This window comes from Caldococcus noboribetus (assembly GCF_055389385.1).
This window is the reverse complement of sequence record NZ_AP042475.1, coordinates 1,174,383-1,189,017: the sequence shown is the minus strand read 5'-3', so window position 1 is coordinate 1,189,017 and position 14,635 is coordinate 1,174,383. Positions and strand designations below refer to the sequence as shown.

The following is a 14,635-nucleotide window of genomic DNA, read 5'->3' as shown; positions in this document are numbered from 1 at the left end:
ATTAAAGCCAAAAATAACTTATGAGATCAGTGTAAGCCTTCCATCATAGAATAAAAGCCGCCTAGCCCGACAAGCTTCAGCTGAGGCGTGTGTAGCATGTTGCACACCAGCAGGCGTTCTATAAGTGGTACAACTATTGCTATAATAGTGATAGTAATTGTTATAGTCGCGGCGGTTGGAGGTTACGCCGCGTACCTGGCCACTAGGAAGCATGTAACTACCACCACGACGACTACGACGACAACCCCAGTAGTTACTACTACACCAATTACTACGACGACTACGACAAGCGTTACAACGATAACCTTCTATACCTGGTGGGCAACCGAGGGCCATATAGCGCTGGAACACTTCATACCTGCCTTTGAGGCCGCTAACCCGCCCTACACGGTGTCGTTGGAAATAATACCGGGCGCAGGGGGAACCAACGCTAAGTTCACGATAGCGGGCATGATGGAGGCTGGCAAGCCTCCTGCAGCGTTCCAGGTGCACTTCGGCCCGGAGATGCCTTCTTACGCCTTAATAACGTCGCCTAAGGACTTCGTCAACTTCACGTCAATAGCTATGAAGATGGGCCTCTGGACCGGTGCTGTGAAGGAGGTCCTTCTGGCGGGCACTTTCAACGGCAGCATGCTCTCAATGCCTGTCAACGTGCACAGAGGCGCCATCCTCTACGTTAACGCGAAGCTGCTCAGGCAGTATGGGCTCCCAATACCAACCAACTTTAGCGCCCTAGTCTACGACACTGTGCAGCTGGCAAATCATGGCGTCTACCCGTGGATGGTGCCTGGCGCCGACGGCGGCTGGGACCAGCTGAACCTCTGGGAAGACATATTCCTGTCGCTGGCCATTCAGAAGTATGGGCTCGCCGGCGGCGCTAGGCTGTACAACGAGTTCGCCTACGGCACAATAGACCTTGCGAACACCTCGATACAGCAGCTGATAAACGAGACGGACTACTGGTTCATAAACTTCACGTCCTACGACTACCCAGGCTGGCAGAGCCTCACCTGGACCGAGGGCCTGACTGACCTGATAGAGGGCAAGGTCGCGTTCCAGGCCAACGGAGACTGGCTGACTAACTATGCCTATGACTTTGACAACGTCACAACGTACCCATATGTGCCGCCCTACAGCAGCTGGACCAACGTAACAGTCTATGCTCTCCCGTTCCCTGGAACAAACGGCACATATGCCCTAGTAATTGACTCAGTAGGAGTGCCACAGCCGTACCCGACTACCCAGGCTGGAATAAAGCTCGCCACGTGGTGGGCGTCCTACGCTGGCCAGGAAGTCTGGACTAAGTGGAAAGCTACAACCTACTGGATAAACGCAACTGACTACTTCAACACGCCAGAGCAGTGGTGGAGCCACGAGCAGCTGATCAGCACGCCAGCGGACCAGTTCGTCTACCAGCTGTCTGACGGGGGCCTGTTTGACGACGTGTTCGGCAGCTGGATATCGCAGGTGCTGGCCCTCCAGGAGAGCGGCTCGGCCTACATACCTGCTTACAACGCCCAGTTAGCGTCGCTGGTTCATGAAGAGTGCGAGGACTGGCTGTCTGCTGCAAAGATAGGGCTTGGCTACATGGGCATAGCTGGCCAGCCCTTCGCTGGCTACGTGCCGCCGTGGGTAATAGTTCCAGGATACTACTTCAACAGCAGCTATGCGTGCCCAACTTACACGCTGCCTTAAAACGGCGACAGATAATAGACAACACCATAAATACATCTTTAATGTTTTATATTTTATACGCGTTTTGTTTTCTTTAAAAAGATTAAGTTTCTAGCTATTCTTTGAAGCTCATAAACGATCTAAGAGAGTGCTCCATAAAGGAATATAAATGTGCCTACGTATATGTATGCAACTAGAGGTGAAAAATATATAATGGCTTCAAGTGGTTACCATAACAGTAGTGACCATTCTAAAACCAAAAAGAAAGGCCTATCAAGTAGCGCTCAGATATCCCTAATGGTGCTTCCAACGCTCTTCTTCAGCGCAATGCTAATCTATATAGTTATCTGGAACGCCTGGCTGTCTACGCTGAACTGGTCACTGCTCCACAGCAGGCCGACCTTTGTGGGATTTGGCACATATACTTCCATGTTTAAGGGCTTGTTCTTTAGGGTAGCACTGTACCACTCGGCCATATTCTCGATAGGCCTCGTAGCAATAGGCGACCTAGCAGGCCTCCTGCTCGCGGGGCTACTGTACTTCCTTCCTAACACGCAGCGCAGCATTTACCTTTCCGTGTTTCTGTACCCGCTCGCGATATCCATGGCAACAAATGGCCTCATATGGGATTGGCTGTTCAACCCAGAGCTAGGCTTTGGATGGCTCCTTTCAAGCCTAGGTCTGCCAAGGATTAACCCCCTTGCGAATGCCACAAGCACCGTACTCTCCATGTTCTTAGTTGAATTCTGGGCCTACACGGGGCTTGCTGTGTTGTTCTACCTGGCCTCATTCATGGGGATAGATAAGTCCATAATAGAGGCGGCAAGGATAGATGGCGCTGGAGGCTTCAAGATACTCTTCAGGGTCCTGCTCCCAAACTCCATGAACGGCTTCATAGTGGCCACCGCCCTCTTGTTCCTATTCTCATTCAGGATGTTCAGCCTTCCCTTTGTCATAGGCGGAGGGCCTACAAACCTAGACTTAATGACGCTCACAGAGTTCGTTTACTATGAGTTCTATACAGAGTTCTTCAGCGAGTCCGCAGCGGCCTCAACCCTCATAACCTTGATAGCTGCGGCGGTCGTAATACCATATGCCGTTTATGGCATTAGGAAGTGGGTCATAAGGGGGTGAGCCAAGTGGCCTCATATAGGACTAGGGTAATAAAGTATGCTCTCCTGCAGCTGGCAGGGGCCGTGGTAATAATCTTCTGGCTTATACCGCTTTATGCAATGCTAGTTGATGGCTTCAAGACAAACCTGGAGGCCACGGCAACCTCTGTGTTCCAGCCCCCAGTAAAGGCGACGCTCTCGGCCTACATAGCAGTATGGAATGGCATGAAGAGGCCGCTCCTGAACAGCCTAATAGTTACAATACCAGTCACCATCCTCTCCACCATACTTGGCGAGATGGGCGCCTACTTCTTTTATGTTATTGGCGAGAGGCACTCCTTCATGAGTAACGTAGGTTTCTCTATAATATCACTTGCCACGTTTATACCGGTTGAGTCTACAATGCTGCCCCTCCTGCTGTTTGAGACTCACACTGGAATCTTCAACACTTACTGGGGCCTCATAATAGCTAACATGATATTCTACGTTCCCACCGCTGCCCTGCTGATGTCAATATTCCTGCCAACCGTGCCTAAGTATCTCATAGAGGCAGCCAGGATGGATGAAGCCAACCAGTGGACCATATTCTGGAAGGTTGTGTTCCCACTTGCCATCCCAGGCTTCCTCTCAACTCTGATATTCGTGTTCATAATGTCATGGAATAACTTCTTCCTACCCCTCATACTGACGTCCACGCCATACATGAGGATGGTACCTGTTGAGGAAAGGGTGTTCACGGGAGGTTATGGGACTCTTTATAACGAGACTTACGCTGCCGCGGTGCTAGCGTCAATAGTACCGCTGGGAGTTTTCATAGCCCTGGGAAGGTATTTCATACGTGGGCTGGCGGCCCTCGGAGGAGGAGCTAAGGGGGTGTGAATCATGACAACCGTGAGGGTTGAGAATCTTAAGAAGATATTCAGGAGAGGCAAGATAGAGGTACACGCTGTGGACGGCATAACTATAACGATCCCAGACGGCACTGCCTTTGGCGTGCTGGGCCCCAGCGGCCACGGCAAGACAACATTCCTTAGACTGATAGCAGGCCTGGAGACGCCCACCGATGGCAACATATACTTTGACGAGGAGCTTGTTTCAGCCCCAGGAAGGATAGTTGTTGAGCCGGAGCACAGGGGAATAGCCATGGTCTTCCAGCTCTGGGCGCTTTACCCAAACATGACTGTCTACGATAACATAGCGTTCCCACTGAGGAACATGCACCTGCCTAAATCTGAGATAGATAAGAGAGTTAAGGAGGTCGCTGAGGAGCTGGGCCTGACGAGGGTGCTGCAGCATTACCCAAGGGAGCTCAGCGGAGGCCAGATGCAGAGGACTGCCATAGCCAGAGCGCTGGTGAAGAACCCCAAGCTGCTCCTAATGGATGAGCCCTTCAGCAACCTGGACGCAGCTGTGAGGGACAGCGCCAGGGCCCTAGTCAGGAAGATACAGAGGGAGAGAAAGTTAACCACTATAATAGTGTCTCACGACCCGGCAGACATCTTCTCTATAGCCGAGGTTGCGGGCGTCATAATAAACGGCAAGTTCGCGCAGGTCTCGTCACCTACTGACATTTATGATAATCCAGCTAACGAGGTTGTTGCAAAGCTTGGCGGTGACATAAACATAGTGAACGTCACGGCCTCCAATGGCTTTATCTACATATCTAACTCTGTTAAGGTGCCGTCGCCCAACCCTAAGCTAGAAGGCAAGTACAAGCTTGGCATAAGGCCCGAGGACGTAATCCTTAGTGACAGCACCGACGCGCCTGGAATGACGTTTGTTGGGAAGGTTAAGGTCAAGGTATCAAGCTATGTGGCAGGTGTCTTCAGGACCGTCGTCTCGCCCATAGACGACGATTCAGTAGAGCTCCTAGTTAATATGGGCGGCTACGTAGAGCCTGGGTCCGAGAAGAACCTTCTCATGAGGGCTCAGAAGATAAAGCTCTTCGATGAAAATGGCAACAATGTGACCTTAACAGCCCTAAGGCCCAGCTAGTTTTTAAACCTGTTAAGGACCCCATAAGCCTGAAGCATGAAAAATAGTGATGATACGACGGTAAGCTGAGCCGCGGGCTGTGAAGAACGTTCACCCTTGCTGATGGAGCGTTTTCGTTTTAATTATTCCTCATATTCCTCCTTGCTTACACTCTCAGCGCCTTCTGATAGGGCCTTCTTCATTTCCTCGACCTCCTCCTTTGGGAGCTCGACAATTGATATTGAGTTAGGCGCAACTTTAAGGTACTTGTCCCACATGACTACTATGCCCTCATCAGTTATCTCCATAGGGTGTCTGACCATCGATATCTTAGAGTCCCTCATCTTCCAGACTATTATTGAACGGTAAAGCTTGCCTTCTATCTCGTCCAGGTCTAGCCTTATTATGCCGTCAACGGCGTGTTCAACTCCAGGGCCTCCGAAGCCCCTCTCGCCCACAGAAACCTGACTCACAAAGAACGCAGTACAGCCCAGGCCAGAGACCACCCTCTTTAGTATCATCACTATGTTCCTGGCGACCGCAGGCTTAGAGAGGTACAGGGTGCTTACAGAGTCTATCACTACCCTCTTAGCCTTGGTGTCCTTGATGGCCTGTCTCACAACGTCAACAAGCTCTGAGACATTATCAAGGTCCTTTACTATGTACTTCTCTCGCTGGGCTGCAGATCCTATGCCTGTGGTGAACGCGTCCACTATGGCGAAGGTCCCCTTCCTCTCATATTCATCGATGTTCCAGTTGAAGTGCCTGAAGCTCCTCCTGACGGAGCTTGGGTGCTCCTCAAGTGCAACGTAGACGCCAGGCTCCCCCCTGACGAGGCCATTGTATATAAACTGTTGGGCCATTATGGACTTGCCTGTGCCGGGGCCTCCAGATACCATGACAACGTTCCTCTCAGGTATGCCACCGTAAAGTATCTCGTCAAGGCCTGGTATGTATGTTCTGACCCTTGGCGTTGCCATAAGCTACCACCCCGCATAATACCTTTACTGCTTCCTAGCCCTTTTAACCTGACTTTGTAGGTTCATCGCGGATGCCCTGCCTCTAGAAGTTTCATGGTTCCAGCCTGCCTCAGGGTCCTCAAGGACCTTTACAAGGGAGAACCTTATGATAGTTATATCATCGTCAAGCATGAAGTCCCCATATATTGACCTAAGCTCCCTGAAGAGCTCCGTCAGGCCGTTAAACCCATCAAGCTCTGCATCCTCATCGGTCAAATCCTTAACCTTCTTGTGTATAACCTCCTCTACTCGCACTACTGCCACGGGCCTGCCCGAGCTGACTACCTTGAGGTACCTACTCCTCACCTGAAGGCTACCAAGCCTAATGGTACTGGTCTTCCTCCCGCTAAGTATGAGCCTTACGTACCTCCTTTTAACTGTAAGCATGTTTAGGCTTCTGGTCAACTTACGCTCTCTCCCGCCTCTGTAGCCCGTCTGACCTCAGCCAATAAGTTCTAGCTGCAGAAGACGTAAAAGCAACCTTAAGTCACACCCTGGCGGCTCTCAAGTACTTTTTGATATGAACCTGCAACAAGCCGCAGCACGCTGCAGTAGGTCATTAGTAGGCCATTTATTTTTGCTGAGAACACTATTTTAACATAATCTTAAATACTGCTGTAGACGTTTCTGATACCAGACACCTAAAGGGTGTGGCCTTATGAGGGAAAGGAATCTGCTGGGCTTAGCTATACTCCTACTGATGTTGATCTCATTTATATCAGTGATGCCCCGAACCCCTGCAGCCAGAGCCCTTGAACCTAATGCAACCTACTACGGACCTCAACTTAACGGCAGCGCTATAGGGCCTCTCAACCCCGATTACCCAGTGAGCCTATCAGTGCTCATACCGCCAAGAAACCTCAACGAGCTAATGCTAATAGCCCAGGAGGTTGCCGAGCACCAGGCTAAGCCCCTGTCAAGGAGTGAGGTTCTTCAGCTCTTCGCGCCTCCGCAGCAGGAGTTCGATAACATCAGAAACTTCCTTGAAGATAACGGCTTCACAGTGACTTATATAAGCCCTGACAGGCTCTCCTTGATGGTCCAAGCGCCGGCCTCCGTAGTTGAAAAGGTGTTCGGAGTCCAGCTGGAGCTTTACAAGGGACCTGACGGCGAGGTCTACTATGCGCCCGCAGGTATGCCCAGAATACCGGAGACGCTCCAAGGAACGCTAATACTGGGTCTCACCAACAGAACCACGTTTAAACCGCAGTACGTCATTGCTGGCAAGATAAGTCACTACACGTTCATACCAGCGAACTCAAGCCTGCCGGCGCCTTTACAGGTAGCGTCGTCGTATACTTACTACACGCCGGCCGACTTTGAGGGCGCGTATAATGTGACGAACCTAATTCCCTATAGCCAGGGCGCATCAATAGCCATAATAGACGCCTACGGTGACCCCTTGATCTACCAGGACGTGGCAGAGTTTGACCAGCTATTTAACCTGCCGCCAGCGAACCTCACGGTCATACCTATAGGGCCCTACCACCCATCACTTGGCCTGCAGACGGGCTGGTACATAGAGACTGCCCTAGATGTTGAGGCAGCGCAGAGCATGGCCCCCTTAGCCCATATATACCTGGTGATAGCCTCCAACAATGGAAATGCGCTCTTTGAGGCCATAGATTACGTCGTAAGCACAGACCTTGCTGACGTGGTCTCCATGAGCTGGGGAGCGCCTGAGAACCTGTTTGCTGAGTCGGGCGTTTACACCACGTACCCAGCCTTCATATTGAACTACCCATTCGCTGACTACTACTTTGCCCTTGGAACTGCCGAGGGCATAAGCTTCTTTGCCTCCTCAGGCGACGAAGGCGCCTTCGACGCTACCCCCACAACTTACGGAGCTGTGCTGTTCCCGTCCTCGTCACCTTTTGTGACAGCTGTAGGAGGCACTACCCTCTATGTCAACGTGACCTCTGGCTCCATAGAGTTCCTCAACTCTACTGGCACCTACGGCTATGAGACCGCCTGGTCGGTGAGCCCGCTCTACGGCTTCAGCGAAGTGGCCTCGACTGGAGGTTTCTCAACCTTCTTCCCCAAGCCTTGGTACCAGTACGGCGTCGTTAACGGTACGTTCAGGACAACGCCTGACGTTGCTGCAGACGCCAACCCGTACACGGGCTTTGTTGAGGTAGTAACTGGACAGATGATAGTTATCGGCGGCACCAGCCTAGCCTCACCCCTCTGGGCCGGCATAACTGCTGACATAGACGGTTACCTTGGAATAAAGCTGGGCCTCATTAATCCGCTACTCTACGACATCTATAAGAATAAGACTCTATACGATATGGCCTTCCACCAGATAACTTTCGGCTACAACGGCAAATACCTGGCTCGCGCCGGCTATAACCTGGTCACAGGGCTCGGCTCTCCGAACGCTGGCCTGCTGGCATATGCTATCAGGTATGAACTGATGCACTTCCCATCGCTGAAGATAGCAGTGACTACTTATGAGCCTGGGGCCGAGTACTCGTGGTATTTCTACAACTCAACCTTTGAGGTAGTGGCGGCCATATACTACCCTAATGGAACACCAGCGACCAGTGGAACGTTCAACGCCTACGTCTTTACCACTAAGGGGCTTGGCGAGGAGGTTCCGCTACAGTTCAACGGCACTTACTGGGTAGGGAAAGTCTACGTCAAGCCTGGGCTACCACCCAACGTGTGGACAGTAGTAGTTAATGGCACCTCTGCGGGCGTGAGCGGCACCGGCGCCACCGATGTTTACATAGGCACAGGTATAACGATCATAGCGCCCACACCCTATCCATACGCGCCCGCTATAGCGGTTAACGAGCCTTTCCAGATAGAGGTCTATGCCACATACCCCAACGGAACTCCAGTTACCTCGCCTTCGATCACAGCCGCCTTCTATCATGATGGCATTAATTACTTCAATGCTACACTGCTGCCTGTTAACGTAACGGAGTACCCAGGCCTTTACGAGGGCACAGCCCTACTGCCTTACCCAGAGCCGCAGGGCGCCTACATTATGTACATCTACACAACCGCTGCCAACGGAGCCGTGGACGGCGACGCCTATGAGTACGTTTACTTTGGAGAGCAGATCGTAGAGGCCTACGTCATTACTCCTCTCAACGATGGCACCCCCAGCGTCTCGCCGGGCCAGGTATTAATATTCCTGGCCATGGTCTCTAACCCATTTGGGTACGGTTATTTCACCAGCAATGTGTTCGTAAACATCTACAACCTCAACGGGACCCTAGTTGCCCAGGTGCCCTTACAACCAGCGCCCTCGCCGCTACTCTACTACCAGATAGGGTACTTTGTTGTGCCAAATAACATGCCTCCAGGATGGTACGACGCTGTCTTCGTCAGTGAGGAGAATACAAGCACTGGGCCGCTCTTTGGCTACTTCAACCAGTCATTCTACGTGGGCTCGACGCAGCTTAGCGGTAATATAATAGCTGCAGCGTACTCCATAGAGGGCGTGTGGCTAAATGTATATGTCTCCATAGATTACCCCAATGGAACCCCGGTCACTCAGGGAACATTCCTCGCTACGCTTGTGCCAACTCAGGACCTCTATAACTTAATGTTGTTAGGGTTTGAGGTCGGCATACCTCTTCAGTACAACAGCTCTCTAGGAATGTGGGCCGGAAAGGTGTATGTTCCATCAGTTTACACCTCATATCTCTTGCCGCCCTATGTAGGTGAAGGGCTCTACAGCCTGGCAGGTCCGTGGACCTTAGTGGTCAGCGGTGAGAGCGACGACGCCGTGAACCTGTACCCCATCAGCTACAACATAACTATCTCACCATTTGCAGCGCCCGCAGACGGCGAGGGACTACTGACATACGTAGAGTCCCACTCGGCCGAGGAGATCTCAGCGCTATCATCAATGGTGACAGGTAATATAGAGAACTCTAGGGTAGTAGAACCCTCAGCAGCCACCTTGTTGACCAGCCCAGTTAACGTACAAGGCTTACAGGGAGCAGCCGAGGCTAACATGGTTAACCTAATGGATGCCATTAGGGTCGCCCAGAGCGCTGCAACAAAGCCCGCGCAATCATCCGCGCCTATAGCATATTATGTAATAGTAAGCGTTACCGTAGCACTATTGGTGGGCATTGCGGCAGGAAGAAAGCTACGATGAGGTAGACCTTTCCTATAGGAAAAGGACTTTTTAATACTTTTATTTATTTTTATTTATTCTCAAAAGTATGAAGCTGAACCCTTGACCATAGATCTAAATATCTGAGCTATTTCCCACAGCTTTACCGTCTCATGCTCGTTGGGTCTTGGCCTGCTAGCAAGATAAACTCCATATGGGTCGTACCTGTCCTGGTACTTAGGGCCATAGGGCGAGAACAGTATAAACTCGTCAGCCTCTAGTACAACTTTCCTCACGGCCGCATCTATGGCTGCATACAGCGAACATACATCAGGTTTAGATACTCTCTCCAAAGCCGTTATGGCGGCTATGACAGGACCTGACTCTAAAGATTCGAGTATTGCGTCACGTACGGCGTTAATTTCCTCTTCGGCATTTACTGAGGCATCCATTGAGAAGCTTGGCTTACCATAAGTTGGGTTCGTTAAAGGTATGTTGATTATGGTAGCGCTAGTTTCCGTGAGCAAGGGGATCTCAGGCACGGAGGTAAGAAAGCCCTGTACATGCGTTTCTTTGCCGGTAAGCACTGTGAGCCAAGCCGATGGGGGGTTCTGGACAGTGGCGTTCTCAGTGACCCCCCTAAAGGTCGTGTCTAGCAGCGTCAGGAGGTTCCTGGCGTTACATTTCATAAAGTACTTGTATGTAAGCGAGTCTATCCCTAGCATCAAAGCTTTGACTCTAGCCATTGTACCCTCTCCTCCAGCACCTCCTCAGGAACTGCGCCAACGACCCTGTCAACTTCCTGTCCATCCAAGAAGAACATTATTGTTGGCAGGCTCATTACATAATATTTAGAAGCGGTCTCTGGGCTTGCGTCTGCATTTACTCTAGCAAAAGCTATGTCCTTGTGCTGAAGGGCTAGGTCATCTATTATTGGTGCCACGAGGAAGCATGGTGCGCACCAAGGGGCCCAGAAGTCAACTACCACTGCTCTGTGGGAGGCTATGAACTCTTCAAATGTAGAGTCGTTAAGCTCCGTCACTGGAGGCTCCTGGCTGCCGCCGCTGTTGCTGGAACCGCTTTCAGAGTTCTGAGAGGAAAGCTTAGCTAGAAGCTCCTCCTTCTTCTTCTGAAGAATTCTCCTGAGCTCCTCATCATCATTCTCTGCTGGCATACTTCAAGCCCAAAAAGTTTATAATGTTAAGCTGGAATTAAAAAGAGTTGCTTAATATATTATATGAAAGATTTTTTAATTTCTGAAATGACAAAAACAGAAAAGAGAAAGAAAAGAAAGATTATAAGCTCAGTATTTTTAATAGCCTAAATCCACATCTGTTACCTCTCTACTCCTGCAGAATAGCTTATTAGGCACACTTGATTAAAAGGTACCAGGCCCTGAGGAGGGCATGAACTGAAAAGTGTCAAGTAGCCCTAGTACAGAGGTCTCAAGGGACTACATAGTAGGTAAGCATGTTTTTGGAAGTCTATATGGTATACCGCCGGAGATAGCTGACGATGAAAACCTAGTGCGTCAGGCCGTGCTTGACGCTGTTAAAGCCGCTAACGCCACACTGATAGAGATAATGAGCTGGAAGATAGGAGGCCACAAGGGAGGAGTCTCTGTAATAGCGCTAGTAAATGAGAGCCATATTGTAGTACACACCTGGACGGAGTATCGCTACGCAACCGTTGATGCCTACACTTGCGGCGAACACACAAAGCCTGAGAAAGCGTTTGAAGTTATAGTTGAAAGGCTAAAGCCTGAGTACTATACCTATAACTATGCCGACAGAACTCAGTTCCCAGCCTCAAGTCCCGTCATAGTTGTACGTAAAAAAGAGAGCAAAAGCGTTGCAGTTACCTCCTAGCTGCCGCTGAAGGTTTTCTAAAACTTAAAATAATTGAAATATTTTATCTACAATAATTTGCCTTAGCCGCCAATAAGGTCATAGGTCTAGGGGTAAGACCACCTTGTCTCCAACGGAAACTTGTAAAACCTTCATACCTAGCTTTGATGATTCTAACCTAATTGCATCGCCACTACAGTGAAGCGGTATGAGAACCTTGACCCCAAGCGTTTTCAATGCTTCGGCCTCCAGCCTCACCTTTTCTTGAGGGGCCCAGGCCAAATGAAGGCCGCCCACTACGGCGTATGGCGTCAAAGAGAGGTCGTACAAGACCTTGCTTATCATACGTGACGGACCAGGGTGAGAACACCCTAGGAAGCTTACCGCATTATTGCCATCGAGATTTACTACAAGGGAATGCTCGTAGGGAGGGCCGTACTGCTGTGGTGTTACAATGGCTGCCTTAGCTATCCTGGTTCCAGCTATTAACTTCTTAACGTTAAGTCCCAGGTCCTCAGCGCTCTTAAGTAACCGCCAATTAACGCCGGCCGGCATATACACTGGGGCGTTATCCTTAAGCAGCTGCTTAAGAGCTGAAAGGCCTCCCACGTGATCCATGTGCTCGTGCGAAATGACCGCAAAGTCTAAGGACTTACTTCCTATACCTATGAGCTCGGAGTTCTTGTGAAGCACCTGAGGGCTCTGCCCAGCGTCGAAGATCCCTTTCCACTCCTCAGTCTCAATAAATAAAGAGAGCCCGTACTCAGCTACAAAAGGAGGTCTTGCCTGTTGGTCGACAAGCAAAGCTATCCTAAGCCAAGGTACTGATTCCACAGGGATCCCACTTTTATAGAAGGCCTCAAGCCGTTTATGTCTATGTGACATTAACATCAGTATAGCTTGAGCTTTCCAGTTATTTTATCAACAAGCTCAGCCGGCGCAGGGCCTATGGCCACGGCGGTCCTAGTTCCAGGAGGTAGCTGAGTGAGGCCAGCATCCTCTATTATGGACGTCGGCAGGCCAGCCGCTCTAGCTTCTTCATAGACCCTGCCTAGCTCGCTTTCACTTTCTACCCTGAGCACTACCTTCTTCTGCCCCTGGGATAACCATGCATCTAACCAATGGGACCACTCAGAATTGTTGCTCCTAATTATTAGGAGCACGGCCTCGCAGGCCGCATGAGCCGCCTGGGCTGCCGCCTTGCCTTTTCCCATTTGGAGGTCCCTTCTAATAACTATGGCCTGTTTCATATCCTGAGTCAAATGACCCTACCCCCTACTAGGACTGCCACCATTGAGGCATAAAGATTAGCTGTAACGGGATCTACGTTAAACAGGAGCTTGACTATCTTTAGGTTAGCCAGCCTCATAGAAAGCTCCACATCCTTATAATCGTGCTCCTCTACACTGCTTACAATCTCTACTACGGGGCCTGTGACCCTGCTAAATGATGTGGCCTCGTCAAGCAGCAGCATAGCCTCGCATCTGTCTGTTGCCACGCTACAGAGGTACCTAGCGCTGGGCTCCATGATAGGCCCATAAACAGTCGTAAATTTTTGAAACTTTGAAATCTCCTCGGCCTGTTGCCCGTACTTTTCATTTGACCACAAGAATGAGGAGCTGACGTCGGCCACCTCGGCCTTTAGCCTGTTGCCCCTAGGCCCCTTCATTTCTGAGGACCACAGCGCTGAGGCAACTATCATAGTCAAGAGCGGCGCCTGAGAGGGTAGCAACACCCTATTGATCTCCTCATGCCTAGATAACGCAGCCTCTAGCACGTCGTCCAGCTGAGGGGCAATAAAGTAGGTGGTTATGCCCATGAGAGCCGCCTCTTCGGCTGCCCTCACAGCCCTGCCGTCCTTGGGCCCCAGGGAAAACACCAAGACCTCGCTTACATCCCTGTACGGCATTATGAGTGTTGAGGCCTCGGTGGGACCTGCTAAAGTTACGTTTAAACCTGATGACAACATAGAAATATACAGAGACTTTGCCGCAGGAAGCGCACTATAAGAGGATATAAGAAGAGCCCCATCTACAATCTTGGGTTTTAAAAGTCTCTTGGCAGCCTCTATGGAATTCCTAACCTGAGGCTCAAGCTCACTGTATCGCATTTTGAAGCGCCCTGCAGCAACTACAGCGCGACTCGTCAGGTGAGCCCGCTAAGCGAGGTATTACGTCATATAGTATCTTTCTCGCCTTCTCGGTGTTCTCCTCCATTACCCTCGCCACTTCCGCGGCGGTCACAGGGTGCTCCGCCCAGACGTCATAATCGGTTACGGTTGCAAGTGTGGCGTAGCAGAGCTCCGCCTCGCAGGCTAAGTTAACCTCGGGCACGAGAGTCATGCCTATAATGTCGGCCTTAAACACATCCCTCCAGACCCTGCTCTCCGCTCTGGTTGAGAAGCGAGGGCCCTCTATACATACGTAGGTGGCACCCCTGTGTACCCTGTAGCCAAGCCTCAGTGCACTGTTGTAAAGCTCGTCAACCAGGTGCTTACAGAACGGGTCAGCCATGCTGACATGAACCGTCACTGGGCCATCGAAGAAAGTGTACCTCCTGCCCTTAGTCATGTCTATGAACTGCTCTGGCAGCACTATATCCCCCGGCTTCATCTCCTCCCTCAGGCTGCCAACTGCAGAGACACTTATGACCCACTTAACCCCAAGGGCCTTCAAGGCCCATATGTTCGCTCTGTAATTAACCATGTGAGGCGGGTACCTATGTCCCCTCCCGTGCCTCGGCAGGAAGGCCACCTTGACCCCGGCCACCTCCCCTACCGTTATGTAATCACTTGGCTCGCCGTACGGCGTGTTTACCTTAACCTCGACCGGACTGTTTAGTATCCCAGCCTCATAAAGGCCTGAGCCACCTATGACGCCAACTTGTGCCCTTATCCCTGGAGGCGAGATTATCTCCATCATTTCAAAGCCC

General features: G+C 50.9%; 14 protein-coding genes. 6 read left to right on the top strand and 8 right to left on the bottom strand.

Translation table 11 applies throughout. From position 1 onward, the window contains the following. The first annotated feature begins 96 nt into the window (after window positions 1-96). From glcS to glcV, 4 genes are all read left to right on the top strand, one after another. Window positions 97-1,695, top strand: coding sequence for a glucose ABC transporter substrate-binding protein GlcS (gene glcS, locus ACZ5GQ_RS06340; protein ID WP_498856318.1), 1,599 nt, complete (start codon window positions 97-99; stop codon window positions 1,693-1,695). Between the two features lie 276 nt (window positions 1,696-1,971). Beyond that, window positions 1,972-2,808, top strand: a complete 837-nt coding sequence (glcT, locus tag ACZ5GQ_RS06335; RefSeq protein WP_498856317.1) for a glucose ABC transporter permease GlcT — start codon at window positions 1,972-1,974, stop codon at window positions 2,806-2,808. A 5-nt stretch (window positions 2,809-2,813) separates the two neighbouring features. Next, a complete protein-coding gene (gene glcU / locus ACZ5GQ_RS06330; RefSeq protein ID WP_498856316.1) occupies window positions 2,814-3,665 on the top strand; it encodes a glucose ABC transporter permease GlcU in 852 nt (283 codons plus the stop codon). A gap of 3 nt (window positions 3,666-3,668) precedes the next feature. Next, window positions 3,669-4,781: a glucose ABC transporter ATP-binding protein GlcV gene (glcV, locus tag ACZ5GQ_RS06325; RefSeq protein ID WP_498856315.1), complete on the top strand. Its 1,113-nt coding sequence runs from the start codon at window positions 3,669-3,671 to the stop codon at window positions 4,779-4,781. 122 nt (window positions 4,782-4,903) lie between these two features. Here glcV and ACZ5GQ_RS06320 read toward each other — a convergent pair whose 3' ends face one another. After that, entirely contained in the window at window positions 4,904-5,740 is an 837-nt protein-coding gene (locus ACZ5GQ_RS06320; protein ID WP_498856314.1) for a PRK04328 family protein, read from the bottom strand. Window positions 5,741-5,764: 24 nt separating this feature from the next. Continuing rightward, the gene (locus tag ACZ5GQ_RS06315; RefSeq protein ID WP_498856313.1) at window positions 5,765-6,184 is read right to left on the bottom strand and encodes an ASCH domain-containing protein; all 420 of its coding nucleotides are present in this window, start codon (window positions 6,182-6,184) and stop codon (window positions 5,765-5,767) included. A gap of 253 nt (window positions 6,185-6,437) precedes the next feature. Here ACZ5GQ_RS06315 and ACZ5GQ_RS06310 point away from each other — a divergent pair, with 253 nt between their 5' ends. Continuing rightward, on the top strand, window positions 6,438-9,899 hold the full coding sequence (locus ACZ5GQ_RS06310) for a S53 family peptidase (protein ID WP_498856312.1): 3,462 nt from the start codon (window positions 6,438-6,440) through the stop codon (window positions 9,897-9,899). Window positions 9,900-9,958: 59 nt separating this feature from the next. Here the strand turns inward: ACZ5GQ_RS06310 and ACZ5GQ_RS06305 are convergent, their stop codons facing one another. Both ACZ5GQ_RS06305 and trxA read right to left on the bottom strand, forming a co-directional pair. Next, window positions 9,959-10,603, bottom strand: a complete 645-nt coding sequence (locus ACZ5GQ_RS06305) for a hypothetical protein (RefSeq protein WP_498856311.1) — start codon at window positions 10,601-10,603, stop codon at window positions 9,959-9,961. Continuing rightward, window positions 10,582-11,031 carry a thioredoxin family protein gene (gene trxA, locus ACZ5GQ_RS06300; RefSeq protein ID WP_498856310.1) on the bottom strand — a complete coding sequence of 150 codons (450 nt, stop codon included), beginning with the start codon at window positions 11,029-11,031 and terminating at the stop codon, window positions 10,582-10,584. Before trxA ends, ACZ5GQ_RS06305 begins: the two co-directional genes overlap by 22 nt. 244 nt (window positions 11,032-11,275) lie before the next feature. Between trxA and speD the strand changes: the two genes are divergently transcribed. Further along, window positions 11,276-11,725, top strand: coding sequence for an adenosylmethionine decarboxylase (gene speD, locus ACZ5GQ_RS06295; RefSeq protein WP_498856309.1), 450 nt, complete (start codon window positions 11,276-11,278; stop codon window positions 11,723-11,725). A gap of 78 nt (window positions 11,726-11,803) precedes the next feature. Here speD and ACZ5GQ_RS06290 read toward each other — a convergent pair whose 3' ends face one another. From ACZ5GQ_RS06290 to ACZ5GQ_RS06275, 4 genes are all read right to left on the bottom strand, one after another. Then, on the bottom strand, window positions 11,804-12,538 hold the full coding sequence (locus ACZ5GQ_RS06290) for an MBL fold metallo-hydrolase (protein WP_498856308.1): 735 nt from the start codon (window positions 12,536-12,538) through the stop codon (window positions 11,804-11,806). A gap of 56 nt (window positions 12,539-12,594) precedes the next feature. Next, window positions 12,595-12,954, bottom strand: a complete 360-nt coding sequence (gene pth2 / locus ACZ5GQ_RS06285) for a peptidyl-tRNA hydrolase Pth2 (protein WP_498857386.1) — start codon at window positions 12,952-12,954, stop codon at window positions 12,595-12,597. An 8-nt stretch (window positions 12,955-12,962) separates the two neighbouring features. Beyond that, window positions 12,963-13,670 (bottom strand): hypothetical protein, encoded by a 708-nt coding sequence (locus tag ACZ5GQ_RS06280; RefSeq protein WP_498856307.1) that lies wholly within the window; start codon window positions 13,668-13,670, stop codon window positions 12,963-12,965. 130 nt (window positions 13,671-13,800) lie between these two features. Then, window positions 13,801-14,625, bottom strand: coding sequence for a nucleoside phosphorylase-I family protein (locus ACZ5GQ_RS06275; RefSeq protein WP_498856306.1), 825 nt, complete (start codon window positions 14,623-14,625; stop codon window positions 13,801-13,803). Window positions 14,626-14,635: the final 10 nt, after the last annotated feature.